The 22581-nt window shown below is 47.9% G+C and carries 23 protein-coding genes; 19 read left to right on the forward strand and 4 right to left on the reverse strand.

Annotated features, from left to right (window positions below; genetic code table 11):
- Positions 1–7 precede the first annotated feature (7 nt).
- A complete protein-coding gene (locus tag ACZ43I_RS03510) occupies positions 8–160 on the reverse strand; it encodes a hypothetical protein (RefSeq protein ID WP_344701156.1) in 153 nt (50 codons plus the stop codon).
- 203 nt (positions 161–363) lie between these two features.
- On the opposite strand from ACZ43I_RS03510, the gene auxA reads away from it, so the two are divergent.
- The 10 genes from auxA to ACZ43I_RS03560 all read left to right on the forward strand — a co-directional run bounded on the left by auxA (position 364) and on the right by ACZ43I_RS03560 (position 10968).
- On the forward strand, positions 364–1578 hold the full coding sequence (gene auxA / locus ACZ43I_RS03515) for a lipoteichoic acid stability factor AuxA (RefSeq protein ID WP_344701155.1): 1215 nt from the start codon (positions 364–366) through the stop codon (positions 1576–1578).
- Position 1579: 1 nt separating this feature from the next.
- The gene (locus ACZ43I_RS03520; RefSeq protein WP_344701153.1) at positions 1580–2485 is read left to right on the forward strand and encodes a formimidoylglutamase; all 906 of its coding nucleotides are present in this window, start codon (positions 1580–1582) and stop codon (positions 2483–2485) included.
- Complete coding sequence (locus ACZ43I_RS03525; protein ID WP_344701151.1) at positions 2482–3657, forward strand: class I SAM-dependent rRNA methyltransferase; 1176 nt, start codon at positions 2482–2484, stop codon at positions 3655–3657. The genes ACZ43I_RS03520 and ACZ43I_RS03525 overlap by 4 nt, the downstream gene beginning before the upstream one ends.
- Positions 3658–3728: 71 nt before the next feature.
- Positions 3729–4160 (forward strand): hypothetical protein, encoded by a 432-nt coding sequence (locus ACZ43I_RS03530; RefSeq protein ID WP_344701149.1) that lies wholly within the window; start codon positions 3729–3731, stop codon positions 4158–4160.
- Between the two features lie 230 nt (positions 4161–4390).
- Positions 4391–4657, forward strand: coding sequence for a phosphocarrier protein HPr (locus tag ACZ43I_RS03535; RefSeq protein ID WP_344701147.1), 267 nt, complete (start codon positions 4391–4393; stop codon positions 4655–4657).
- Positions 4657–6384, forward strand: coding sequence for a phosphoenolpyruvate--protein phosphotransferase (gene ptsP / locus ACZ43I_RS03540; protein WP_344701145.1), 1728 nt, complete (start codon positions 4657–4659; stop codon positions 6382–6384). The genes ACZ43I_RS03535 and ptsP overlap by 1 nt, the downstream gene beginning before the upstream one ends.
- Positions 6385–6460: 76 nt before the next feature.
- On the forward strand, positions 6461–7756 hold the full coding sequence (locus ACZ43I_RS03545) for an MFS transporter (protein ID WP_344701143.1): 1296 nt from the start codon (positions 6461–6463) through the stop codon (positions 7754–7756).
- 149 nt (positions 7757–7905) lie between these two features.
- The gene (locus ACZ43I_RS03550) at positions 7906–9261 is read left to right on the forward strand and encodes a cytochrome ubiquinol oxidase subunit I (protein ID WP_344701141.1); all 1356 of its coding nucleotides are present in this window, start codon (positions 7906–7908) and stop codon (positions 9259–9261) included.
- Complete coding sequence (locus ACZ43I_RS03555) at positions 9258–10283, forward strand: cytochrome d ubiquinol oxidase subunit II (protein WP_344701139.1); 1026 nt, start codon at positions 9258–9260, stop codon at positions 10281–10283. Before ACZ43I_RS03550 ends, ACZ43I_RS03555 begins: the two co-directional genes overlap by 4 nt.
- A gap of 25 nt (positions 10284–10308) precedes the next feature.
- Complete coding sequence (locus tag ACZ43I_RS03560) at positions 10309–10968, forward strand: potassium channel family protein (RefSeq protein WP_344701137.1); 660 nt, start codon at positions 10309–10311, stop codon at positions 10966–10968.
- Between the two features lie 43 nt (positions 10969–11011).
- Here ACZ43I_RS03560 and rnjA read toward each other — a convergent pair whose 3' ends face one another.
- Together rnjA and ACZ43I_RS03570 are read right to left on the reverse strand one after the other, a co-directional pair.
- The gene (gene rnjA / locus ACZ43I_RS03565) at positions 11012–12697 is read right to left on the reverse strand and encodes a ribonuclease J1 (RefSeq protein WP_344701136.1); all 1686 of its coding nucleotides are present in this window, start codon (positions 12695–12697) and stop codon (positions 11012–11014) included.
- Complete coding sequence (locus ACZ43I_RS03570; RefSeq protein ID WP_344701134.1) at positions 12697–12912, reverse strand: RNA polymerase epsilon subunit; 216 nt, start codon at positions 12910–12912, stop codon at positions 12697–12699. The genes rnjA and ACZ43I_RS03570 overlap by 1 nt, the downstream gene beginning before the upstream one ends.
- 275 nt (positions 12913–13187) lie before the next feature.
- Here ACZ43I_RS03570 and ACZ43I_RS03575 point away from each other — a divergent pair, with 275 nt between their 5' ends.
- Positions 13188–13451 carry a hypothetical protein gene (locus tag ACZ43I_RS03575; protein ID WP_344701132.1) on the forward strand — a complete coding sequence of 88 codons (264 nt, stop codon included), beginning with the start codon at positions 13188–13190 and terminating at the stop codon, positions 13449–13451.
- Positions 13452–13505: 54 nt separating this feature from the next.
- Here the strand turns inward: ACZ43I_RS03575 and def are convergent, their stop codons facing one another.
- A complete protein-coding gene (gene def, locus ACZ43I_RS03580) occupies positions 13506–14057 on the reverse strand; it encodes a peptide deformylase (protein ID WP_344701130.1) in 552 nt (183 codons plus the stop codon).
- Between the two features lie 122 nt (positions 14058–14179).
- Here def and ACZ43I_RS03585 point away from each other — a divergent pair, with 122 nt between their 5' ends.
- The 8 genes from ACZ43I_RS03585 to ACZ43I_RS03620 all read left to right on the forward strand — a co-directional run bounded on the left by ACZ43I_RS03585 (position 14180) and on the right by ACZ43I_RS03620 (position 22553).
- Complete coding sequence (locus ACZ43I_RS03585) at positions 14180–14809, forward strand: YkyA family protein (protein ID WP_344701128.1); 630 nt, start codon at positions 14180–14182, stop codon at positions 14807–14809.
- A gap of 167 nt (positions 14810–14976) precedes the next feature.
- Positions 14977–16086, forward strand: a complete 1110-nt coding sequence (pdhA, locus tag ACZ43I_RS03590; RefSeq protein WP_344701126.1) for a pyruvate dehydrogenase (acetyl-transferring) E1 component subunit alpha — start codon at positions 14977–14979, stop codon at positions 16084–16086.
- Between the two features lie 3 nt (positions 16087–16089).
- Positions 16090–17067 (forward strand): alpha-ketoacid dehydrogenase subunit beta, encoded by a 978-nt coding sequence (locus ACZ43I_RS03595; protein WP_344701124.1) that lies wholly within the window; start codon positions 16090–16092, stop codon positions 17065–17067.
- Positions 17068–17093: 26 nt separating this feature from the next.
- A complete protein-coding gene (locus ACZ43I_RS03600; protein ID WP_344701122.1) occupies positions 17094–18419 on the forward strand; it encodes a dihydrolipoamide acetyltransferase family protein in 1326 nt (441 codons plus the stop codon).
- Positions 18420–18425: 6 nt separating this feature from the next.
- Positions 18426–19832, forward strand: coding sequence for a dihydrolipoyl dehydrogenase (gene lpdA / locus ACZ43I_RS03605; RefSeq protein WP_344701120.1), 1407 nt, complete (start codon positions 18426–18428; stop codon positions 19830–19832).
- Between the two features lie 67 nt (positions 19833–19899).
- Positions 19900–20172: a UPF0223 family protein gene (locus ACZ43I_RS03610; protein WP_344701118.1), complete on the forward strand. Its 273-nt coding sequence runs from the start codon at positions 19900–19902 to the stop codon at positions 20170–20172.
- A 164-nt stretch (positions 20173–20336) separates the two neighbouring features.
- On the forward strand, positions 20337–21392 hold the full coding sequence (locus ACZ43I_RS03615; RefSeq protein ID WP_344701116.1) for a DUF4064 domain-containing protein: 1056 nt from the start codon (positions 20337–20339) through the stop codon (positions 21390–21392).
- Between the two features lie 189 nt (positions 21393–21581).
- Positions 21582–22553, forward strand: coding sequence for a bile acid:sodium symporter family protein (locus ACZ43I_RS03620; RefSeq protein ID WP_344701497.1), 972 nt, complete (start codon positions 21582–21584; stop codon positions 22551–22553).
- Positions 22554–22581: the final 28 nt, after the last annotated feature.

A 22581-nucleotide genomic window follows, 5' to 3' on the forward strand; every position in this document is an offset into this window, starting at 1 on the left:
ATCTCTTTTATTCGAAAGCGTCTTGAATGTCATCTTTAGTCTTTTCAGTGCTTTTATCGTCCTCATTTTTTTCTCGGTCTTCGTTGGAGTCTTCTCCTCTATAAGCTTCTTCAGCTTCCTTTTTTGTTTCTTCTTGTCTGTCTTTATCGCTGAAATCCATGATAATCACTCCTGTTTTATAAGTATCGATATCATATATTATTATTTCTTATCTGCTGTTAGTTGGTTTATACCCGTGCATTTCAGAGCCTAAACATGACACTCCACAATTTATTGTGATTTATTTCATTCAGGCATGTGCCATTCGATGCATTTGATGGGCTTTTCCTCTATAATGGGAGAGGATACTGAGGTGAAATTAAAATGAAATGGTTGAAGCAACAGGGAGAAGTGATCATCAGCATCCTTCTCGGTACTTTTTTTGTTATTACAGGATTATTCATTCTTTTTAATGTTGGCAGGATAAGAGGCGAAGGTGATGCCCAGACGCCTCCAATAGATACAATCTTCGACCTGATGAATGCATTTTTCGTAGAAGTGGTCAACGTACTGGCCATGGTGATCGGTAGTTTTCCGATTATAGCCGGCATTCTGGTCATCTTGTTTGGTGGCGTGATGTTTTTGGTGGCGAAACTCATCCGCAGGACCACAGAGTTTGATACAGAGCTGTCGTTTTTCTTCCTGACACTCGCTTTTGTGCTCTTTTTAATGACGACCCTTCTGATGTTCCAGGTCTACGGCTGGCTGTCGCTTCTGTTCATGCTGGCTTTTATCGTCCACATGCTCTACAGCATATTCAACGAGCATCTGGATCCGGAGCATCGCAAGGAGCATTATATGGTCATTCTCTTTTTCTATGGGTTGGCCTACTTCTTCACCCAAAACGCAGTCTATTCGGATATCGACCGGACAAAGGCGCCTGAGGATGTTTTATCGATCAATATGTTTTTTGCCATCATATGGGTGTTGTCCCTGACGGCACTATGGGTTGGAGTGTTCCTCTCCAAATCCAAAAATCTGCTGAAGAAGCCGAAAAAAGGTGATGCAGCGACCCTTTCCCGCAGCACCGGACACAGGCTCAATCCGAACGATTATCTGAGGTTCTCACAGAAACTCTATAACTTGCGCAACGGCATGCTGAACCGGGTGAAGGATTTTATGGAATTCGACTTTCCGAAGTGGCTGCGTCCGAATTATATCGAGCTGTTGCTGGGCGCACTTGTCCTGATTTTTGTCCTGATTGAATTCAACAACAGGAACGGGGTCTTTACAGAAGGCCATTTCAGAGTGTCGGATATGCAATACATCTATGAGTGGGTCAACTTGTTCCTGGCGCTGTCACTAGTTGTCATCTACTTGTTTACAACATTTTTCAACATGACCCAGAACAAGTATTACCATACGCAGATGATCGTCATAATCGCTTTGTGGCTCAAGGTCACGGTAAGTTTGTATATTACGGTATTCCGCGACGTGGAGCTATCGTTGTTCATCTTGCCATTCAATGTGCTGCTTGTCCTACTGACTACGCCACTTGCCCTGATCAGCATATTCAAAGAATTCGACAAGGGGAGATAATATGAAGGAAATCGAAACACACCATTACACGGGACGTGTAGATGACCCGGATATAAAAGAACGTATCCATCAGCATATAAGCGGATGGACGGAGACTGTCAGAGGTGACGCCCCGGTCTTCGTCGGATTTCGTTCCGACGAAGGTGTCAGGCGTAACCAAGGACGGCCTGGTGCACAACTGGGGCCGGTCAAAGTGCGGGAAAAATTGGCTTCACTGCCATGGACAGCACCTATCTACGACTATGGCAGCATCGTTGGAGATACGGATCTTGAAGGCTCCCAAGCCGCGTTGGGACGGGCTGTGTATAAGGTGCTCCATAATAAGCAGTTCCCGCTGATAATCGGTGGCGGGCATGAAACACTCTACGGACACTACCTGGGCGTGCGGGCAGCCTACCCCGGCAAAAGAATTGCAGTGCTTAATTTCGATGCCCACTTCGACCTCAGGGACGAGCGGCCATCTTCTGGTACAATGTTCCATCAGATATTGTCTGCCGATCAGGCGATCGACTACTATGTGGTCGGCATCCAACCATCCGGCAATACAAAAAGCCTGTTTGATGCCGCCGATCGTTTTGGAGTGAAATATGCTGAGATGGAAACAGTCAGGAAAACGACCATTTTTGGCGAGATGCTGGCTGAACTTGCAGAATATGATGCTGTCTTTGCAACTTTATGCATGGACTCCGTGCAGCAGGGAGTGGCGCCAGGCACTAGCGCTCCTTCTGCTGACGGATATACGGCTGTGGAAATCCATGATATGGTTGGGAAAATGGCTGAGCTTAAGAATCTGGTGAGTTTTGATATAAGTGAAGTATCGCCACCGCTCGATGTCGACGACCGCACAAGCAGTCTCGCTGCGAGCCTGTTCCATAGCTTCATGACCAAGAAGGAGTCGTTCCAATGAATACAGTGCAATTGAAAAAAGGACATGAAAAACCGTATCTGAAAGGGCAGTTGAATCTTGACGGGGAGGATCTGAGTGATGACACTTTTCTTGGTGATGGTGAAATCGTCCGTGTCGAAGATACATACGGCCGACTAATCGGCATCGCCATGCTCAGCTTCGAGCAAAAGACAAAGGGCTGGATATTGACAAACGGTGAAGAAACGATTGATGATGCATTCATCGAGTCGCGCATCCTGAGTGCAATCGATAGAAGGGAACCACTCTACAACGAACCTGACACAACAGCATTCAGGCTGTTTAATGAAATCGGTGATGGCATCGGTGGTTTGGCAATCGATAACTATGATGGCCACCTGCTTGTGACCTTCTATTCGCGCGGCATCCATAAAATAAGAGATCTGATCATCAAGACGCTGATGATCAGGCTGAAGCCGGCCTCCATCACCGAACAGACCCGCTTCAGCGAACAGGGACGCATGAACATCGTCAACCGCAGGGTGACGGGCAATGTCGAATTCCCGGTTACAGTCAAGGAAGCAGGTTTGTCCTACAGTATTCATCTTGAAGACGGCCCCATGACCCGCCTGTTCCTCGATCAGAGGGAGACGCGCAAGGCTCTCGCCCAAAATATGGCGGGTGCGAAAACGTTCCTGAACTTGTTTGCGTACAGCGGCACATTCTCCATTGCAGCGGCAGAAAGCGGGATGGCGACGACAAGCGTTGACTTGGCGAAGCGGACCAACGAACTGATCACGGATAACTTCAATGCCAATAACCTTTCCACCGATGGGCATACGATCCACATCATGGAAACGTTCGAATACTTGAATTACGCAGCCCGCAACAACAAACGTTTCGACCAGATCCTGATAGACCCACCGAGCTTTTCCCGCTATAAGAAAAAGGTGTTCAAAGTCGAACGCGACTATCCAAAACTTATCGAACAGGCACTCATGGTACTGAAACCCAAAGGCCGTCTGGTGTTGAGCCAGAACCTTGAAACTTTCACATTGAACCAGTTCAAGCAGCAGATAGACCGCACCATCGAAAAGGCGGGGCGATCCTACTCATTGACAGACGTCAAGGGACTACCGAAGGATTTCCCAACTGTCAAAGGATACAAACGGGGCAAATACCTCAAAGTCGTCACTGTAGATCTCAATGACTAGTCTTGTTTTCATCATCCTTAAATAGGGTATATTTTGAAGTGACTTGCATATGAATAAAAGGAGTTTTGGATATGTCTGAGATGATGACGAACGACGTGGAAGAAAAGCGTAGGAAGGCACGTAAAATGGTCGACAGAAAAGCGATGTACTCTTCCGTTGCAGCCATTCTGCCCATTCCATTCCTTGATATCGGTACAGATGTCAAGTTGATGCGGGACATACGCAGTGGGGTCGAGGAGATTTTCGAGCTCAATCACCGGCAGGTCAATGAGATGTCGGATGATCTCATGAACCGCGCTGCAGTAATGGCGACCAGCATGGGAAGCGAATTCCTTGGAGGTAAGGCGAGAGGCATCCTATTTAAGACGTTCGGCAAGAAATCCGGGAAAACCCGCTTTTCATTCTTGACGATCTTGAGTAAAATCATCGGCGCGGCAATCAGCTATATGCTGATGAAGAAGCTCGGCTATGAATATATCGAACGCTGTGCCAAAGTTTCCTAAATTTGACTGGCGTATTATGATGCTCTTTTGGCAACGATGCCAAAAGGGCGTTTTTCACGGCATCGCGACCGCTCTGTGACCAACTTGTGAAAACTGGAAGATGGACAGGCAAAGTTTATTTTCCAATGCTTGTGGTATATTAGAATATCATTGCTGTACATGGTACAATAACAGCAAACATGTATGACAATCATGTAATTCCATCACGCAAATAAAAGGAGACTAACGCAATGGAACAAAAATCTTATCTCATTACAGACGAAACAGGTATACACGCAAGACCAGCAACAATTCTTGTGCAGACTGCATCCAAGTACGACTCTGACATCCAGCTTGAGTACAACAGCAAAAAAGTGAATCTGAAGTCCATCATGGGTGTCATGTCACTTGGTGTCGGCAAAGATTCCGAAGTGACTGTCTATGCTGAAGGCAACGATGAAACTGAGGCCATTGAAGCAATTACAGAAACACTCTCAAAAGAAGGATTGACTGACTGATGTCCGAGATATTAAAAGGGATTGGTGCAAGCGACGGCGTGGCCATCGCCCCCGTCTATTCATTGGAGGAGCCTGATCTGTCATTCGACGACAAGTCGATAGAAGCAGGGCAGGAAGACGCTGAAGTCGAAAAGTTCAAGGCTGCCTTCAACCAATCGAAAGTCGAAATCACGAAAATCAGGAATCATGCGGAGCAGACGGTGGGACCGGAGCACGCGGCGATATTCGACGCGCACCTGCTCGTACTCGACGACCCGGAATTCCTGGGTCCGATCGAAGCCCACATCCGCAACGACCAGAAGAGTGCGCCTCAGGCACTTCTGGAGACTCGTGATCAATTCGTGGCCATCTTTGATGGCATGGACGATGAGTATATGAAGGAACGTGCAGCAGACATCAAGGATGTGTCAAAGCGGGCACTCGCAAACATGCTTGGCCGGGAGCTGCCGAGTCCAAGCAAGATTGACACTCCTGTCGTGATAGTGGCAGAAGACTTGACGCCTTCTGATACTGCCCAATTGGATAAGAATTTTGTCAAGGGGTTCGTCACGAATGTCGGCGGCCGAACTTCCCACTCCGCAATAATGTCCCGTTCGCTGGAGATTCCTGCAGTGGTTGGCACGAAGAATATTACGGAGCGTGCCCAGGTCGGTGACGATATCATCGTAGATGGCAGTGCAGGAGAAGTCATCCTGAATCCATCCGAAGAAGAAGTCCTTGTTTATAAAGATAAAGAAGCCAGGGTAGCAGAGGAGAAGGTTGAACTTCAAAAACTTGTCGACGAGCCTTCCAAGACGATGGACGGTGTCACGGTTGAACTCGCTGCGAACATTGGTACGCCGGATGACCTTTCCGGTGTCAAGTCGAACGGCGCTGAAGCAATCGGACTGTACCGTACGGAATTCCTCTACATGGGCAGGAATGAACTGCCGACTGAAGAGGAGCAGTACGAAGCATATAGCGAAGTGTTGAAAGAGATGGATGGCAAGCCGGTTGTAGTCAGAACACTTGATATCGGCGGCGACAAAGAATTGCCTTACCTTGATCTGCCGAACGAAATGAATCCGTTCCTTGGTTTCAGGGCGATTCGTATGACACTTGATAATCAGGAGCTATTCAGAACACAGCTCCGCGCATTGCTCCGTGCAAGTCAACATGGTGATCTTAAGATCATGTTCCCTATGATTGCGACCATCGATGAGTTCAACCGTGCCAAGGCATTGCTTATCGAAGAGAAAGATAAGCTTGTCGAAGAAGGCGAGAAGGTCAAGGAAGATATCGAAGTGGGTATCATGATTGAAATACCTTCTGCAGCCATCATCGCCGACCAGTTTGCAGAAGTCGTCGATTTCTTCTCGATTGGTACAAACGATCTCATCCAGTATACAATGGCGGCAGACCGCATGAATGAATCTGTGAGCTATCTGTATCAACCGTATCATCCGGCACTCCTGCGCCTCATTAAAATGGTTATCGATGCTGCCCATAAAGAAGGTAAATGGGCAGGCATGTGCGGTGAAATGGCGGGGGATGCTCACGCCATCCCGCTTCTTCTCGGTCTTGGACTCGATGAATTTTCCATGAGTGCGTCTTCAGTGCTGAAAGCGCGCAAGCAGATATCGGGTCTCAAGAAGACAGATATGGAGCGTTTGGCAGCAAGGGCGGTTGAATGTAAGGATACAGACGAAGTGCTTGCCCTCGTTGAAGAATATGTAGGCAGAGTATAATGAATATGCGCATGGCCGTGGCCATGCGCATATTTTTATGGGTATAATGGCAGTAAATGATGAGAGGTGTGTCTCGATGAACGGACATACGCGCCGCCCGGTCGAACTGTATTTGTCTCTACCTATTTTCGCTTTTGCACTATTCGATTTTGCCAACACGATATTCAGCGCCAACATAGTGACTCTATTCTTTCCCCAATACATCACGGAAACGGTCGGGACCAATCCGAGGCTCGAGCAGATAGCATCGACTGTCATCGCCTATGCCAATGCGGTGGCGGCTTTGATGCTGATTGTCTTCGCCCCGCTCTATGGTGTGGTGATGGATCGGACCGGGAGGCGGAAGCGGTATGTCGTGGCTTTCACATTGATATGCGTCGCCGCTTCGATCGGTATGGGAATCTTCGGCGGGGAAGCGGATGAGCGATGGTTTGGCTTGCCGAATGGCTTCGTTTTGGCAGTAGTGCTCTTTGTCATCGCCAAATTCGCCTTCAATTCAGGGAATGTATTCTACGATGGCATGTTATCGAGTCTTGGCAATAAAAAGGAAATACCGCTCATTTCGGGGTACGGCGTGGCACTTGGATATTTAGGTACATTATTCGGTATATTTTCAGTCCTGCTACTGATTGGCGACCGTCCAGTCCATCATACATTCTGGCTATCCGGGGTGCTGTTCCTGATATTCAGTCTGCCGCTCTTTTTCATCCATAAGGATAAACCACAGGAAAAGAAGCCGAAACAGCATTTCCTGGCAGGCTATAAAGATATATATGCCACTTTCAGGGAAGCACGTTCATCTCCTTCCATATTTTATTTTATGATCGCCTATTTCTTCATCAATGACGCGTTGGCTACTGCAATCGCCATGATGCAGCCCTATGCGGTGACAGTCGTCGGATTTTCGCCGGGGGCTTTCCTGATCATCTTCATGACAGCCACAGTGTTCAGCATCATCGGCGCGATCGTCTTCAGCTTTTTAAGCCAGGGGCTTGGTTCAAAACGGACATTTACAATCATCGCATGCCTACTTCTCTTCGCAGTGGCAGTAGCGGCGATACCTTTACCGATGTGGACATTCTGGATTGCAGCGGCTTTATTCGGCATCGCCATGGGATCGACTTGGGTGGTTTCAAGGACACTGATCATTGAACTGTCACCGGAGGGGAAGGAAGGGCAGTTCTTCGGCCTATTCGCCTTCAGCGCCAAAATGAGTGCGGTTCTCGGCCCATTGGTGTATGGCTCAATCACCTGGCTGATGGCGGACTATGGTGTAATTGCATCGCGCGTCGCCATCTCAAGCCTGATGCTCATGATCATCATCGGCCTGCTGTTCCACAGCCGTATAAAACGTGCGGGTTCCTCGAACTAAATCTTTGAAATCAACGATGTAAAAGCGTACAATTATATCATGAGAATGATAGTTTATTCACAAATTTGTCATTGATCGTTGTCAAATCGATCAGGATAAATTGATTATAAACGTTATAATTAAGCATACGATTACAAAGAGGTGATTGAATGGAAGATGTGGTTTTGGGGCGTGTATTGACAGCGTCTACATTAGGGTTCCATATTATCTTTGCGACAATCGGAGTAGGTATACCGATTGTCTTCATGGTACTTGAGTTCCTGGGGGTGAAGAAGAAAGACGCTGCGTACTTGACGATGGCAAGAAGGATTGCCAAAGGCTACACGGTGACAGTCGCCGTTGGGGTCGTGACCGGTACGATCATCGGTCTGCAGCTTTCCTTGATATGGCCTGATTTCATGCGGCTCGGTGGGCAGATCATTGCGCTACCGCTATTTATGGAAACATTCGCCTTCTTCTTTGAAGCAATATTCCTTGGGATATTCCTATATACTTGGGACCGCTTCAAGAATCCTTGGCACCACTGGCTCTTGAACATTCCGATTGTCATCGGGTCTTCGCTCTCGGCAGTATTCATCACAACGGTGAATTCATTCATGAATACACCTGCTGGTTTCAATATGGTTGATGGAGAGCTCATCAACGTAGATCCGCTTGCGGCGATGTTCAACCCGTCGACTTGGGTCAGGGTATTCCACGTAGTGGTGACGGCGTATACGACGGCAGTATTCATCATCGCCGCCATCGGTGCGTTCAAACTCCTCCGTTCGAAATTCGAGGAAGATAGGGAGTATCACAAGAAAGGCCTTAAAGTCATGATGGTGCTTGGGCTTGTTACAGCATCACTGACCGTTCTGGCCGGAGACCTCTCAGCCAAATTCCTGCATGAGCACCAGCCTGAGAAATTGGCTGCGATGGAATGGCATTTTGAAACGGAGGACAACGCTGATCTGGTCCTTTTCGGTACAATTGATGAAGATACGAATGAGGTGAGCTATGCACTCAAGATTCCAAGTGCACTCAGCTTCCTGGCAGGCAACTCCTTCGATACCGAGGTGACCGGGCTCAATGATATACCGGACGACGAGCAGCCACCGCTCATCATCCACTACTTCTTCGACATCATGGTCTTCTTCGGGATGTACGCACTTATGGTATCGATCATATACTTCATAGCGAAGTTTTCGAAGTTCGACGAACACCATCCTGCACTGCTTTATGCCTATGTATTGACCGGCCCCCTGACCATGGCTTCAATAGAAGCAGGCTGGTTCCTGGCAGAGATGGGTCGCCAGCCATGGATCTTGCGCGGCTACATGCGGGTTTCTGAAGCCGTCACCCAGGCTGATGGACTGGGCATCACGCTGATTGCCTTCGTGTTGCTGTATGCGGTGCTCGGGGTCACCACAATCTATGTGCTGCTCCAGATGTTCAAAAATAAGAGTGCCACAGCAGAACGCATTGAAATCTATGGAGAGGACTATGAAGGAGGTCGGTTGCAATGAATTATGAAATCATCGGGGTAGCAGTCCTATGGACCTTCCTGTACGGCTACATCATAGTATCCGCAATCGATTTCGGTGCCGGCTTCTATAATTTCTATTCGAAGCTGACGGGGGACGACAGCATCATCAGTCCGATCATCAAGCGTTATCTGAACCCGGTTTGGGAAGTGACGAACGTCTTCTTCGTCTTCTTCTTCGTCGGCATCGTCGGATTCTATCCGGATACCGCCTATTACTATGGGACAGCGCTGCTGATTCCAGCGAGCATTGCGCTCATCCTATTGGCGATACGGGGGAGCTACTACGCCTTCAACTCCTACAATAGGGAGCCGAAGTTATCCTGGGCGTTCCTCTACGGTGCCACAGGGTTGCTGATCCCCGCTTCGCTGTCGATGGCGCTCGTCATTTCTGAAGGCGGCTACATCATCGAGAGTGCAGACGGTGTGCGCCTCCAGCTTGAAGAGCTCCTCTTCAGCACTTACGGCTGGTCCGTCGTCTTTTTGGCTGTGGTCATAGTACTCTATGTATCAAGCGGGTTCCTGACGTTCTACGCAGCGCGCGCCAAAGATTCACAGGCGCTCCACCTCGTACGCAGATGGTTCCTGATCTGGACGTTGCCGATGCTCTTCATCTCGCAGTTCGTCTTCTTGGGGCTCCGTGAACATAACAGGGAACACTTCCTGCGTGCGCAGGATTACTGGTATATGTTCGGGCTCAGCCTTGCAGCGATGGGGGTAGCGGTGTACCTGATCTGGAGGAAGCGCCGTTTCGGTCTGGCCTTCATAATGATCATGCTGCAGTTTGCCTTCGCCTTCTACGGCTATGGCATCAGTAAACTGCCGTATATACTGTATCCCTACATCGACATCAATACTTCGGTTGTAAACGAGAATATGGCCTTCAGTTTGACAGTGGCCTTCATATTAGGTTTACTATTATTGATACCGAGTCTCGGTATGCTGCTCAGACTCTTCCTGTTCGATAAGGATTATGTACAGGGGAAGGGCGACAACAAGTATTGATATCCTAAACGAATAGGTGATGAAGATGAAAAAGGACTATGCGGTGATCGGCCTCGGCCGTTTCGGTGCCAGCATTGTACGGGAACTGATTGAACTCGAAATGGATGTACTGGCGGTCGACATAGATGAAAACCGTGTCAATGAATATGCCGATATCGCAACCAAGTCGGCCATCGGCGACACTACTGATGAAAGAGTGCTTAAGAACCTCGGTCTCGGCAACTTCGATAATGTCATCGTCGCAATCGGTGACAATATCCAGTCGAGTATCCTGACGACGCTGCTCCTTAAAGATCTCGGGGTCAAGCATGTGAGCGTCAAGGCACAGAACAATTATCATGCCCGTGTCCTTGATAAGATCGGCGCTGATATGGTGATCCACCCTGAGCGCGATATGGGGAAACGCATCGCCCATAAGCTTGCATCCACTTCCGTACTCGATTACCTTGAACTCTCGGATGAGCATTCGATCGTTGAGATCAGAGCACAGGAGAACCTGGCGGATCAATCCTTGCTGGACTTGGATATCCGTGCAGAATACGGAGTCAGTGTAATAGCGATAAAACGGGATGAGGACATCATTGTCAGTCCAGACCCGACGGTCAACATCCAGAGGGATGATATCCTGATTGTAATAGGCGATGATCAGGATTTGACCCGGTTTGAAAAATTACTCATAGACTAGAAGAGCACCTGTGGAAACTTCCACAGGTGCTCTTATCTATTCATTACTTCTTCTTCTTTTCATTGACCCTCATGATGGTAGGCAGGATCATCGGTTTACGATGGGTCCGCTTGTAGAGGTGGTTGCTGAGTTCTTCTATGATGAGCTGCTTCACGTGGTACCATTCCACATGCTCTTTTGAGTTGAGCAGGTTGATGATATCCGCTTTTATCTTCTTCTCTGCACCACGGATCAAGCCGTAGGATTCCCGCATATAGACGAAACCACGTGAGATGATGTCCGGGCCGCTAAGAAGCGTCTTTGTATTGAAGTCTATCGAAACGACGACGATTGCGAGCCCCTCCTCAGATAGGTCCTTCCTGTCCCGGAGGACAATGTTGCCGATGTCGCCGATACCCGTACCGTCGACGAATACTGTGCCTGCCGGTACGCGGTGGCTATGTCTTGCACTATCCCGTTTCAATGCCAGAACATCACCGATTTCCATCAGGAAGACATCGTCCGGGTCCATACCTGTGTTGACTGCCAGCTGCTTGTGAAGATGCAGCATGCGGTATTCACCATGGATCGGCATGAAATATTTAGGGCGCATCAGACGGAGCATCAACTTCTGCTCTTCCTGTGAACCATGCCCTGAAGTATGGATGTTTGAGAGCTTTCCGTGGATGACATCTGCACCCGCTTTGTAGAGGGCGTTGATTGTCCGGTTGATGCTCAGCGTGTTGCCTGGAATCGGAGATGAGCTGAAGACGACCGTGTCATCAGGGATTATGCTGATTTGACGGTGCGTGCCGTTGGCTATCCTGGATAGGGCAGCCATCGGTTCACCTTGGGAGCCTGTACACAGCATCATCACTTTGTGCTTTTCGATGCTGTTGATCATTTTTGGCTCGATGAATGTTTCAGGCGGCGCTTTGATATAGCCCAGTTCCAGGCCGATTTTGATATTGTTTTCCATACTGCGGCCGAAAATGGCGATTTTACGGTCGAACTTGATCGCCGCGTCTATTGCCTGCTGTACGCGGTAGATGTTGGAGGCGAATGTAGCGAAGATGATTCGTCCTGTACACTTGCGGAAGATATCCTTTACATTCTGGCCGACTTCCTTTTCGCTTGTGGTGAAGTTCGGCACTGTAGCGTTTGTTGAATCGGAAAGGAGGCAAAGGACCCCTTCCTCCCCAAGCTGTGCCATTTTCGCAATGTTTGCAGGTTCGCCTACCGGTGTGAAGTCGAACTTGAAGTCACCTGTGTGGACGATTGTGCCTTCAGGTGTCCGCACGATGACGCCATATGCTTCAGGGATGGAGTGTGTGGTCAAATAGAATTCGACTGTCATGTGCTTGAACTTCAATACAGTGCTCTCTTCGACCGGCTTAAGCTCTGTCGATCGGAGGAGGCGGTGCTCCTCCAGCTTGTTGCGGATGAGTCCAAGGGCCAAAGGCCCGGAATAGATGGGCACATTGAATTCTTTCAGCAGGAAAGGAATGCCGCCGATATGGTCTTCGTGGCCATGGGTGACGATGAGCGCGCTGATTTTCTCCTGGTTCTCTTTAAGATATGTGTAGTCGGGAATGACATAGTCGATTCCCAGCTGTTCGTCGTCCGGAAATTTGATGCCTGCGTCGATCATGATGATTTCGTCTTTATATTCAATGCAATATGTGTTTTTGCCTATTTCCCCGAGTCCCCCGAGGGCAAAAACGCCTACTTCACCTTTTTCCAGTGTCATCAGATATCCTCAACCTTAAAGTCTGCATTGTTATTCTTTTCGTACTCCAGGTGTGCGGGACTTAATTCCTGGACGAATTCGATGTTGAGGCGGCTATCTTTCAGTGCTGTGCGCACTTCGCTCTCTGACTCTGCCTCAAAATACCGTGTTATTGTCTCTTCACGGATGATGCGGCTATCTAGTTGTTCTTGAAAAAAAACTTTAAATACTGCCATTATATGATTTCTCCTTTTGATTTGATTATATGGATGGCCATTAACAAAAAATTTGTGTTGCATAAAGCAACACAATATAACGGACTTAACGCCGTTTGAAATATTCGTTGTTCAGCAACCCTTTCCTACCGAGAATGCGTCCAAGCCTTTGCTTCAGCCTCTTCTTCCACCGTCTGAGCATTATGACCACATCCCTTATCAGCTTAACTTCATTTTACATTATAGACGGGGGACATGCAAAGACTTTATAATGGAAGGGAATGGAGGGGAACCGCATGAAAGAGAAGCGTATATTGGAAGCTGTACTGCTTGAGTGGACGCGTCAGGACCGCAACATGATCATGCTGGAATTCAATACACATCCTGACATGGTGGTGATGAACTACATCTATGACGATCATGAAGAGGCAGATGATGTCCACCGAAAGCGTCATGACCATGATCCTGAAGTCCTGGATCACGAAACATTTACGGCACTGAAGAAGGAGTTGTATGAGCAGAACATCCCATTTAGGGAGAGGCGCGATGACTTCATCTGATTGGATGGAATTCATGTGCAATGAAAAAGCGACCGCTTTGATACGGCCGCTTTTTCAATCTACAGGCTTGGCGCCTGGCTTTGGCTCCATGGGAGCGTCCGGGTCGATGTGATCATAGAACATGATGCCGTCGAGGTGGTCCAGTTCATGCTGCAATACGACGGCAAGCATGCCTTTTGCCTTCACTTCTACAGGCTTGCCTTCGGGATCGAGGGCTGTAACTTTGACCCGCTGGAAGCGATGCACAAGGCCTGGAACGTCTTCATCGACACTCAGACAGCCCTCGCCTCCCGGTAGGTACGTCTCAGTCACCGAGTGACTTTTGATTTTAGGGTTGATCAGCATATGATCATGGAGCACTTCGCCTTCGTCACCTTCTATATAGATGGCGAGCATGCGTTTATCAAGTCCGACTTGCGGCGCAGCAAGACCGACGCCCGGCCTAAGGCCTTGTTTTCCTGCAATATCGGGATTTTGGGAGCGTACGAGATAGTCCCGCATGGCGGCCAGTTCATTTATCGTTTCTTCATCGATTGTGTCGACTTCGGCCACTTTCTTGCGCAGAAACGGATCGGGATCCCGGATGATGTCTTTCATTGTTACCAAAATAAACCCTCCTGTTTATATATGTCGCGATTTATTATACTATAATACTCAGGAGAACCGGAATTCTCAACATATTATTTTTTAATTATACACTATCCAGTCAACAATCGGAGGGAATGGAAATGAAGAAACTATTAGGTGGCGCCATGGTTATGGCGATGGTGCTTGCCGGGTGTTCGTCTGCATCTGATGAACTGCTCGATTTTTATAATGCGTTTCAAGAGACCGTCGAGGTGGAAAAGGAGATAGAGGATGTCAACGCTAAATTCGAAGAGTTGGAGAGCGAGAAGGCGGAACTACAAGGCTCGCTTGAGAACGCCACTAAAGGGGAACTTGGTGAGATAAGCGATTCGCTGGTGGAAAATACGGAAGAACGCATCAAACAGTTGGATCAGGAAGTCTCGATCATGGGGGACAGCAGAAGCCGCATGGAAGCTTCGACCCAATATGTAGAAGAGATTTCCGACGAATCGAACCGTAAGCAGGCACAGTCGCTGATCGATGCGATGGACGAGAGATATATGAGCCATGGTGAAATGATCGGCAGCTACAAGTCTGTATTGAACAGCGAGAAGGATATCTTTGCATACCTTGGCGAAGAAGAAGTGTCACAAGATGAAGTGGATGAACGCCTCAACAGCTTGAGTAAAGAGTATGAGGAAGTACAGGAGAATGCAGAAGCTTTCAGCAAACGGACTGAAAAGGTCAATGCACTGAAAAAAGAGATAGAGACCATAATTGAAGGAGAATGATGTAAGCGCTGTATTATATAACAGATAAAACTGTATTAATACAGAAATCGTTGATTTAAAGCGCTTTGTGAGCAGCTGTTACAATGCTATTCATTTTACTGTTGTAACAGGATATGGTAAGATAATAGACGATAAATGAAAAATTTGAAAGGTATGGTGAACACTTTATGGCACCAAAGAATAAAAGTTTCGATCCAGTCAAGGCGCTTGAAGAGATCGAAAATAAATTTGAAATGTTCCAGATTCTCGATCAGGACGGGAAAGTTACCAATAAAGACGCAATGCCTGATCTATCCGACGATGATCTTGTAGAACTGATGAAGCGCATGGTCTGGACACGTGTGCTCGATCAGCGTTCAGTTTCATTGAACCGCCAAGGTAGACTGGGCTTCTATGCACCTACTGCCGGGCAGGAAGCATCACAGCTCGCCAGCCAGTTCGCCCTTGAAGGAGAGGACTACATCCTTCCTGGCTATCGTGATGTGCCGCAGCTCATCTGGCATGGCCTGCCGCTTACGAAGGCGTTCCTTTTCTCAAGGGGCCACTATGAAGGCAACCAGTTCCCTGAAGGCGTCAACGCACTCAGCCCGCAGATCATCATCGGCGCACAATATGTGCAGACCGCTGGTGTGGCACTCGGCATCAAGATGCGCGGAAAAGACACAGTAGCGATCACCTATACCGGTGATGGTGGTACATCCCAAGGGGACTTCTACGAAGGCATCAACTTTGCAAGTGCGTATAAGGCGCCTGCAATTTTCGTCATCCAGAATAACCACTATGCAATTTCGACGCCAAGAGACTTGCAGACTGCGGCGAAGACGCTCGCCCAAAAAGGTGTAGCTTCAGGTGTGCCAAGCATTCAGGTGGACGGCATGGACCCGCTTGCTGTATATAAAGTGACTAAAGATGCACGTGACCGTGCTGTTGCAGGAGAAGGACCGACCGTCATCGAAACGCTCTGCTACCGTTACGGTCCGCACACAATGGCAGGGGATGACCCGACACGCTACAGGACATCTGATGAAGATTCAGATTGGGAAAAGAAAGACCCGCTCGTCCGTTTCCGCACTTTCCTTGAAGAGAAGGGCCTATGGAGCGAAGATCAGGAAAACGAAGTGATGGAACAGGCTAAAGAAGACATCAAGAAAGCAATCAAAGAAGCAGACGGTGCAGAAAAACAGACTGTCACCAAACTCATGGAGCTCACTTATGATGACATGCCGAGCAACCTGAAGGAACAGTATGAAGTCTACAAAGAAAAGGAGTCGAAATAAGCAATGGCACAGATGACAATGATCCAAGCAATCACTGACGCGATGGCCACAGAACTCAGGAACGACGAGAACGTCCTGGTCTTCGGCGAAGACGTCGGCGTAAACGGCGGGGTGTTCCGCGCTACAGAAGGCCTGCAGAAAGAATTCGGTGAAGATCGCGTATTCGATACACCACTCGCAGAAAGTGGACTCGCTTCGATGGGTCTCGGCCTTACACTGGAAGGTTTCCGCCCTGTAGTGGAAATCCAGTTCTTCGGCTTCCTTTTTGAAGCAATGGACGGTGTAGCCGGCCAAATCGCCCGCAACAGACAGCGTTCAGGCGCTTCCAAGGAAACGCCTGTCGTAATCCGTGCGCCATTTGGCGGCGGTGTCCACACGCCTGAACTTCACGCGGATTCGCTGGAAGGTCTGATGGCACAGACACCAGGCCTTAAAGTGGTCATCCCGTCAAACCCAGTAGATGCAAAAGGGCTTCTGATTGAAGCAATCCGTTCGAATGACCCTGTCATCTTCCTTGAACACATGAAACTCTACCGTTCATTCCGTGAAGATGTACCGGAAGAAGAATATACTGTCGAAATCGGCAAGGCAAGCGTCAAACAAGAGGGCGACGACATTACACTGATCGCTTACGGCGCAATGGTTCAAGAAGCCATCAAAGCAGCTGATGCACTTAAAGAAGAGGGCGTCTCTGCAGAAGTGATCGACTTGAGGACCGTCTCCCCGATAGACTATGACACATTGGTCGAATCTGTCGAGAAGACAAACCGTGCAGTGGTCATCCAGGAAGCACAGCGTCAAGCAGGTGTTGCAGCGAACGTTGCAGCAGAACTGTCCGAACGTGCCATTCTTAGTCTGGAAGCACCAATCATGCGCGTCACAGCGCCTGATACGGTCTATCCATTCACACAAGCGGAAGGTGTATGGCTGCCTACCAAAGATGACATCATCGAACGTGCGAAACAGGTTATGGACTTTTAAACAGAAAGTATAAAGGAGGAAATACTGTGGCTTTTGAATTTAAACTGCCGGATATCGGTGAAGGTATCCACGAAGGTGAAATCGTCAAGTGGTTCATCAATGAAGGCGATGAAATCAAAGAAGATGATGTTCTAGCAGAAGTGCAGAATGATAAAGCAGTTGTTGAAATCCCGTCTCCAGTAGACGGGACGGTCAAACAACTCCATGTCGAAGAAGGAACCGTTACAACTGTTGGTGAAACGATTGTGACCATCGATGATGGTTCTGAAGACTCTGGCGGAGAAGAACCTGCTGAAAAAGAAGAAAAGCAAGAAGAGAAGCAAGAAGAAAAAGAAACGGAAGATTCCAAGAAAGAAGCACAGACTTCTGACGAAGGCGAAGATTCCGGTAAGGAAGACGAGTCAGAAAAAGGCGGCTCTTCCGACAAACGCATCATCGCTATGCCAAGTGTACGTAAATTTGCACGGGATAACGATGTTGACATCACAGAAGTATCGGGCACCGGCAAAAACGGCCGTGTAGTGAAGGCAGATGTGGAAGCATTCATGAATGGCGACCAGAGTTCTGCTGAGGCGACTCAAGAAACTGCCGATACCACTGATGAACAGCCAACATCCAAAGATGCCAAGCCAGCATCTTCTGAAGGCGAGTTCCCGGAAACACGCGAAAAGATGAGCGGCATGAGAAAAGCGATCGCAAAAGCGATGGTCAACTCCAAACAGACTTCCCCACATGTTACACATCTCGACGAAGTAGAAGTAAAAGCACTGTGGGACCACAGGAAGAAATTCAAATCAATCGCAGAAGAACAAGGCATCAAATTGACTTTCTTGCCGTATGTGGTAAAAGCGCTTGTGTCAATGCTCAAGAAATATCCTGAATTCAATGCATCAATCGATTCAGAAACATTTGAAGTCATACAGAAACATTATTATAATGTAGGCATTGCTGCCGATACAGAGCGTGGACTTGTTGTACCTGTAGTGAAACATGCAGACAAGAAATCCATGTTCGAAATATCCGACGAGATTAACCAGCTTGCCGGCAAAGCACGTGACGGCAAACTCTCAGGCGATGAAATGAGGGGCGGATCAATGACCATCTCAAACCTCGGTTCTGCAGGTGGACAATGGTTCACACCAGTCATCAACCAGCCTGAAGTGGCAATCCTCGGTATCGGGCGCATAGAAGAGAAGGCAATCGTCAGAGATGGGGAGATAGTGGCGGCCCCTATGCTTGCACTGTCACTCAGCTATGACCACAGACAGATTGACGGCATGACGGCACAGAACGCCCTGAACCATGTTAAGCGTCTGCTTAACAATCCAGAATTACTATTAATGGAGGGATAATTACACATGGTAGTTGGAGATTTTCCTATTGAAACTGATACTATTGTAGTCGGCGCAGGCCCAGGAGGCTACGTTGCAGCAATCCGCGCAGCACAGCTTGGACAGAAAGTGACAATCGTAGAAAAAGGTGACATCGGTGGCGTCTGCCTGAATGTCGGCTGTATCCCGTCCAAAGCAATGATTTCATCTTCCCACCGTTTCCAACAGGCACAAAGCTCTGAAGACATGGGTGTCATCACTGAAGGCGTAAAACTCGATTTCTCCAAAGTGCAGTCATTCAAAGACAGCGTAGTCAAAAAGCTTACTGGCGGTGTCGAAAGCCTGCTTAAAGGAAACAAAGTCGAGATCGTCAAAGGCGAAGCTTACTTCGTCGATGGCAATACGATGAAAGTCATGGACGAGAAGCAGTCACAGACTTATGAATTCAAAAATGCAATCGTGGCAACTGGCTCCCGTCCAATAGAAATCCCAGGTTTCAAATTCGGTAAACGTATCCTGGATTCCAGCGGTGCGCTTGCGTTGGAAGAGAAACCTGAGAAGATGGTCGTCATCGGAGGCGGCTACATCGGAACTGAGCTTGGCACTGCCTATGCGAATTTCGGTACAGAAGTGACGATTCTTGAAGGTGCCAAAGATATTCTTGGCGGGTTCGAAAAACAGATGACGCAAGTCGTCAAGAAGAACCTCAAGAAAAAAGGTGTAACCATCGAGATGGAAGCAATGGCCAAAGAAGCTGAAGAAACAGATGATGGCGTCAAAGTCACTTATGAAGTTAAAGGCGAGACTAAAGAAATCGAAGCAGACTATGTCCTTGTAACAGTAGGACGTCGTCCGAACACAGATGAGCTCGGTCTGGAAGAAGCCGGCATCAAAATGTCCGATAAAGGCCTCATCGAAGTCGATAAACAGTCCCGCACTTCAGTCGACAGCATCTTCGCCATAGGTGATATCGTGCCTGGACTTCCACTTGCCCACAAAGCAAGCTATGAAGGTAAAGTCGCTGCTGAAGCAATTGCAGGAGAAAAATCCGAAGTTGATTATCTCAGCATGCCAGCAGTCTGCTTCTCAGAACCTGAGTTGGCTACAGTCGGCTATAACGAAGCAGACGCTAAAGAAGCTGGATTTGAAGTGAAGACAGGTAAATTCCCATTCGCAGCAAATGGTCGTGCGCTTGGATTGAATGAGACTGATGGTTTCGTTAAACTTGTTTCACGTAAAGAAGACGGCTTGCTACTCGGCGCTCAAGTTGCAGGATCAGGAGCTTCTGATATAATTGCGGAACTTGGCCTTGCAGTCGAGACAGGAATGACAGCTGAGGATATCGCACTCACTATCCACGCCCACCCGACACTTGGAGAAATTCCAATGGAAGCAGCGGACGTGGTACTGGGTAGACCAATCCACACTATGTAACAGTATATTTTAAGGGCGTCCATAACGGGCGCCTTTTTTTATCTCTACCGAAAAGGAGACCTTTACTATGGAAAATTACAGTTATCCGCTTGATGAAGATTGGACCACAGATGAGATCATCAATGCCGTTCTCTTTTTTGAAGCTGTAGAAAAGGCGTATGATACCGGTGTGCCTAAAGAAGAATTGGAAATGAAGTATGATGCATTTAAATTAATTGTACCGGGGAAATCACAGGAAAAAACCAAATTTCGTGAATTCAAATCAAACAGCGGTCTTGAAGCCTATTCAGCAGTCAAAAAGCTTAAGGATGCAGAACCAGGCAGTCTAATCAAAATATAAATCATATGAAAGATGGGCCTTGCTTCCCAGTAGCCACACCTATAGGTTTGGCTGCACACTTACATAAAAGACGTAGGGAGCAGTAAATATAAATTTTGTCTGGTTAAAAAAGCGATGTGTGGGTAATATGAATTATGAAGACATAAATAACCCAGGAGGCTCTTATGGCTAAAAAAAATTATACCCAAACGGTAAAACCGGTCAGCCGGATCCCTGAAAAGATATTTGGATGGCTGGCTTGGATTGCATTGCTGGCGATTACAGTCCTACTTCTTTTCTTTGCGCTCGTCACAATGAATGATGCTCAGTTTACACAGAACATGACACAGCAACTTGAAACCCAATTCCAGGACCTTGCAGAGCAGGGACAGGATATCGGGGCTGCACCTGGAGATCTTGCTGATATGGTAGTCGGGTGGTTGAACAATGTATGGATGATTGCATTATATCTGATGATCCCACTCATTTTGGGATTGTTTGGACTTTTGACTATGCGCAGAAGAATTTTGGCAGGTTTCCTACTTCTGGTAGCGGCCATCTTCACTGCACCGCTCATTGCACCTGTAGTGACCGGCATCATACCATTATTCTTCATCATTGCGGCCATACTGCTCTTTGTCAGAAAGGATAGGGTCATTCGAAATGATGATGTCCAGCCTATTGATGAAGATCGTCGATATGATAGGGACCATGCCCGTAAATTTGAAGACGATAGAGTGACTGAAAACAGAGCGCCAAGCAGGGAAGCACGCCGTGGAGATGAATTATCAGCAGATCAGTCGTTCGACTACAATAGGCCTACGGCCCATCGTCAAGATGACGCTCCTCTTGATAGGGATGAAGTCAACGAGGATAAAGGCAATAGGGCGCCACGGAACCACCGTGACGATGACATTGAGTCGACACGCACCTTCAGCCTCGATGAATATGATGACGAAAACAGAACATCTTCCCGTGATACTATGAGGCGTTCAGATGAAACACCAGAAGACGACCGGTTTGTAGATCGCAATATCGACTCCAGTGAGCCCGTCACTCCGGTATCAGAAGAAGAGTATACAAGGCGCGGTGGCACTGCAGGTTCCGGTGGATCTGATGACCGCGCGGACGATATGCAATCGAACGATGCATCACAGCGCCGTACCGGCGACGATTACAGCTATGATGCAACGAAGGAACGCCGTGATAATGTAAACAGACGCAACAACGATTCACTATAGGTTTAGGAGACGCTCTCGCCAGAGCGTCTTTTTTTATGGAAAATTTAAATAAGCAGTGTAGATATTAAAGAAAGCGTTTTATTTTAAAGATTCTAAAAATTAAGTCAAAAAGCCTGTCCGGTTCATGTTTTATCTGTTAAGATAGCTTCTATAGTTTCAAGCATAATTGAATGGAAGGAAGGGAATTGGATTAAGAGAATCGTAAGAGTGAGTCAATTTGTAGGTAATACGTTCGGCATCTGGGTGATCCTATTTGCAGTTTTGGCCTTTATAATGCCTGGCGGCTTTACATGGATAACACCATACATAAAATTGCTGCTTGGGATCATCATGTTCGGTATGGGCATGACATTAAGCCTCTCAGATTTCAAAAGAGTATTGAAGGCACCTGGGAAAATTTTCATAATCGTATTGGCACAATACACTATAATGCCCCTTTTAGCTTTGGGGTTGGCTGTCTTGTTCCGTCTGCCTCCTGAAATTGCAGTCGGCGTCATCCTAGTGGGATGCACACCGGGAGGGACATCTTCAAATGTCATGACTTTTCTGGCAAAAGGCAATACAGCATTATCCGTAACTGCAACTGCGGTTTCGACGGTCCTTGCACCGATTCTGACGCCGGCGCTTACACTGCTGCTTGCAAGCGCATGGCTTCCGGTTTCTTTCATGGAACTTTTCATCTCGATCGTCCAGATCGTCCTGGTACCCATTGCCTTGGGGCTTGCGGTGAGGGTGATGTTGGGCGGACGCGTTGAGAGTTATATACCGGTCCTGCCGCTGGTGTCTGTAATCGGCATCGTTGGAGTGGTTGCAGCTGTTGTTGCGAATAATACAGAAGCCATTGTGCAGTCTGGCCTGTTGATATTCGGTGTGGTCATGTTGCACAATGTGCTCGGTTATATCATCGGTTTCGGATTGGCTAAAGCACTGCGTTTTGACCTCGCCGACCAGAAGGCGGCCTCAATCGAAGTGGGGATGCAGAATTCAGGTCTTGCGGCGGCGCTTGCAGCAGCACACTTCTCACTGCTTTCCGCCGTCCCGGCTGCACTCTTCAGTGTATGGCACAATATTTCCGGTTCTGTAGTTGCAACATGGATGAGTAAGTTTAACGAAAAAGATGAACAGACGACCCCAGCCGAAAATAAAACAGTACGAGCATGATCAGTAAAAATCTAAAAGGTGGTAATTG

The sequence above is a fragment of the Salinicoccus jeotgali genome (assembly GCF_055379195.1).

What these genes read in the sequence shown, in the direction of transcription:
- ACZ43I_RS03560 (WP_344701137.1), top strand. Translation starts at nt 10,309, where the DNA reads ATGAAAAAGGACTATGCGGTGATCGGCCTCGGCCGTTTCGGTGCCAGC.
- ACZ43I_RS03570 (WP_344701134.1), bottom strand. Translation starts at nt 12,912, where the DNA reads ATGGCAGTATTTAAAGTTTTTTTTCAAGAACAACTAGATAGCCGCATC.
- ACZ43I_RS03595 (WP_344701124.1), top strand. Translation starts at nt 16,090, where the DNA reads ATGGCACAGATGACAATGATCCAAGCAATCACTGACGCGATGGCCACA.
- ACZ43I_RS03545 (WP_344701143.1), top strand. Translation starts at nt 6,461, where the DNA reads ATGAACGGACATACGCGCCGCCCGGTCGAACTGTATTTGTCTCTACCT.
- ACZ43I_RS03520 (WP_344701153.1), top strand. Translation starts at nt 1,580, where the DNA reads ATGAAGGAAATCGAAACACACCATTACACGGGACGTGTAGATGACCCG.
- ACZ43I_RS03510 (WP_344701156.1), bottom strand. Translation starts at nt 160, where the DNA reads ATGGATTTCAGCGATAAAGACAGACAAGAAGAAACAAAAAAGGAAGCT.
- ACZ43I_RS03525 (WP_344701151.1), top strand. Translation starts at nt 2,482, where the DNA reads ATGAATACAGTGCAATTGAAAAAAGGACATGAAAAACCGTATCTGAAA.
- ACZ43I_RS03585 (WP_344701128.1), top strand. Translation starts at nt 14,180, where the DNA reads ATGAAGAAACTATTAGGTGGCGCCATGGTTATGGCGATGGTGCTTGCC.
- ACZ43I_RS03615 (WP_344701116.1), top strand. Translation starts at nt 20,337, where the DNA reads ATGGCTAAAAAAAATTATACCCAAACGGTAAAACCGGTCAGCCGGATC.
- ACZ43I_RS03550 (WP_344701141.1), top strand. Translation starts at nt 7,906, where the DNA reads ATGGAAGATGTGGTTTTGGGGCGTGTATTGACAGCGTCTACATTAGGG.
- rnjA (WP_344701136.1), bottom strand. Translation starts at nt 12,697, where the DNA reads ATGACACTGGAAAAAGGTGAAGTAGGCGTTTTTGCCCTCGGGGGACTC.
- ACZ43I_RS03535 (WP_344701147.1), top strand. Translation starts at nt 4,391, where the DNA reads ATGGAACAAAAATCTTATCTCATTACAGACGAAACAGGTATACACGCA.
- ACZ43I_RS03530 (WP_344701149.1), top strand. Translation starts at nt 3,729, where the DNA reads ATGTCTGAGATGATGACGAACGACGTGGAAGAAAAGCGTAGGAAGGCA.
- ACZ43I_RS03555 (WP_344701139.1), top strand. Translation starts at nt 9,258, where the DNA reads ATGAATTATGAAATCATCGGGGTAGCAGTCCTATGGACCTTCCTGTAC.
- pdhA (WP_344701126.1), top strand. Translation starts at nt 14,977, where the DNA reads ATGGCACCAAAGAATAAAAGTTTCGATCCAGTCAAGGCGCTTGAAGAG.
- lpdA (WP_344701120.1), top strand. Translation starts at nt 18,426, where the DNA reads ATGGTAGTTGGAGATTTTCCTATTGAAACTGATACTATTGTAGTCGGC.
- ptsP (WP_344701145.1), top strand. Translation starts at nt 4,657, where the DNA reads ATGTCCGAGATATTAAAAGGGATTGGTGCAAGCGACGGCGTGGCCATC.
- ACZ43I_RS03575 (WP_344701132.1), top strand. Translation starts at nt 13,188, where the DNA reads ATGAAAGAGAAGCGTATATTGGAAGCTGTACTGCTTGAGTGGACGCGT.
- ACZ43I_RS03610 (WP_344701118.1), top strand. Translation starts at nt 19,900, where the DNA reads ATGGAAAATTACAGTTATCCGCTTGATGAAGATTGGACCACAGATGAG.
- auxA (WP_344701155.1), top strand. Translation starts at nt 364, where the DNA reads ATGAAATGGTTGAAGCAACAGGGAGAAGTGATCATCAGCATCCTTCTC.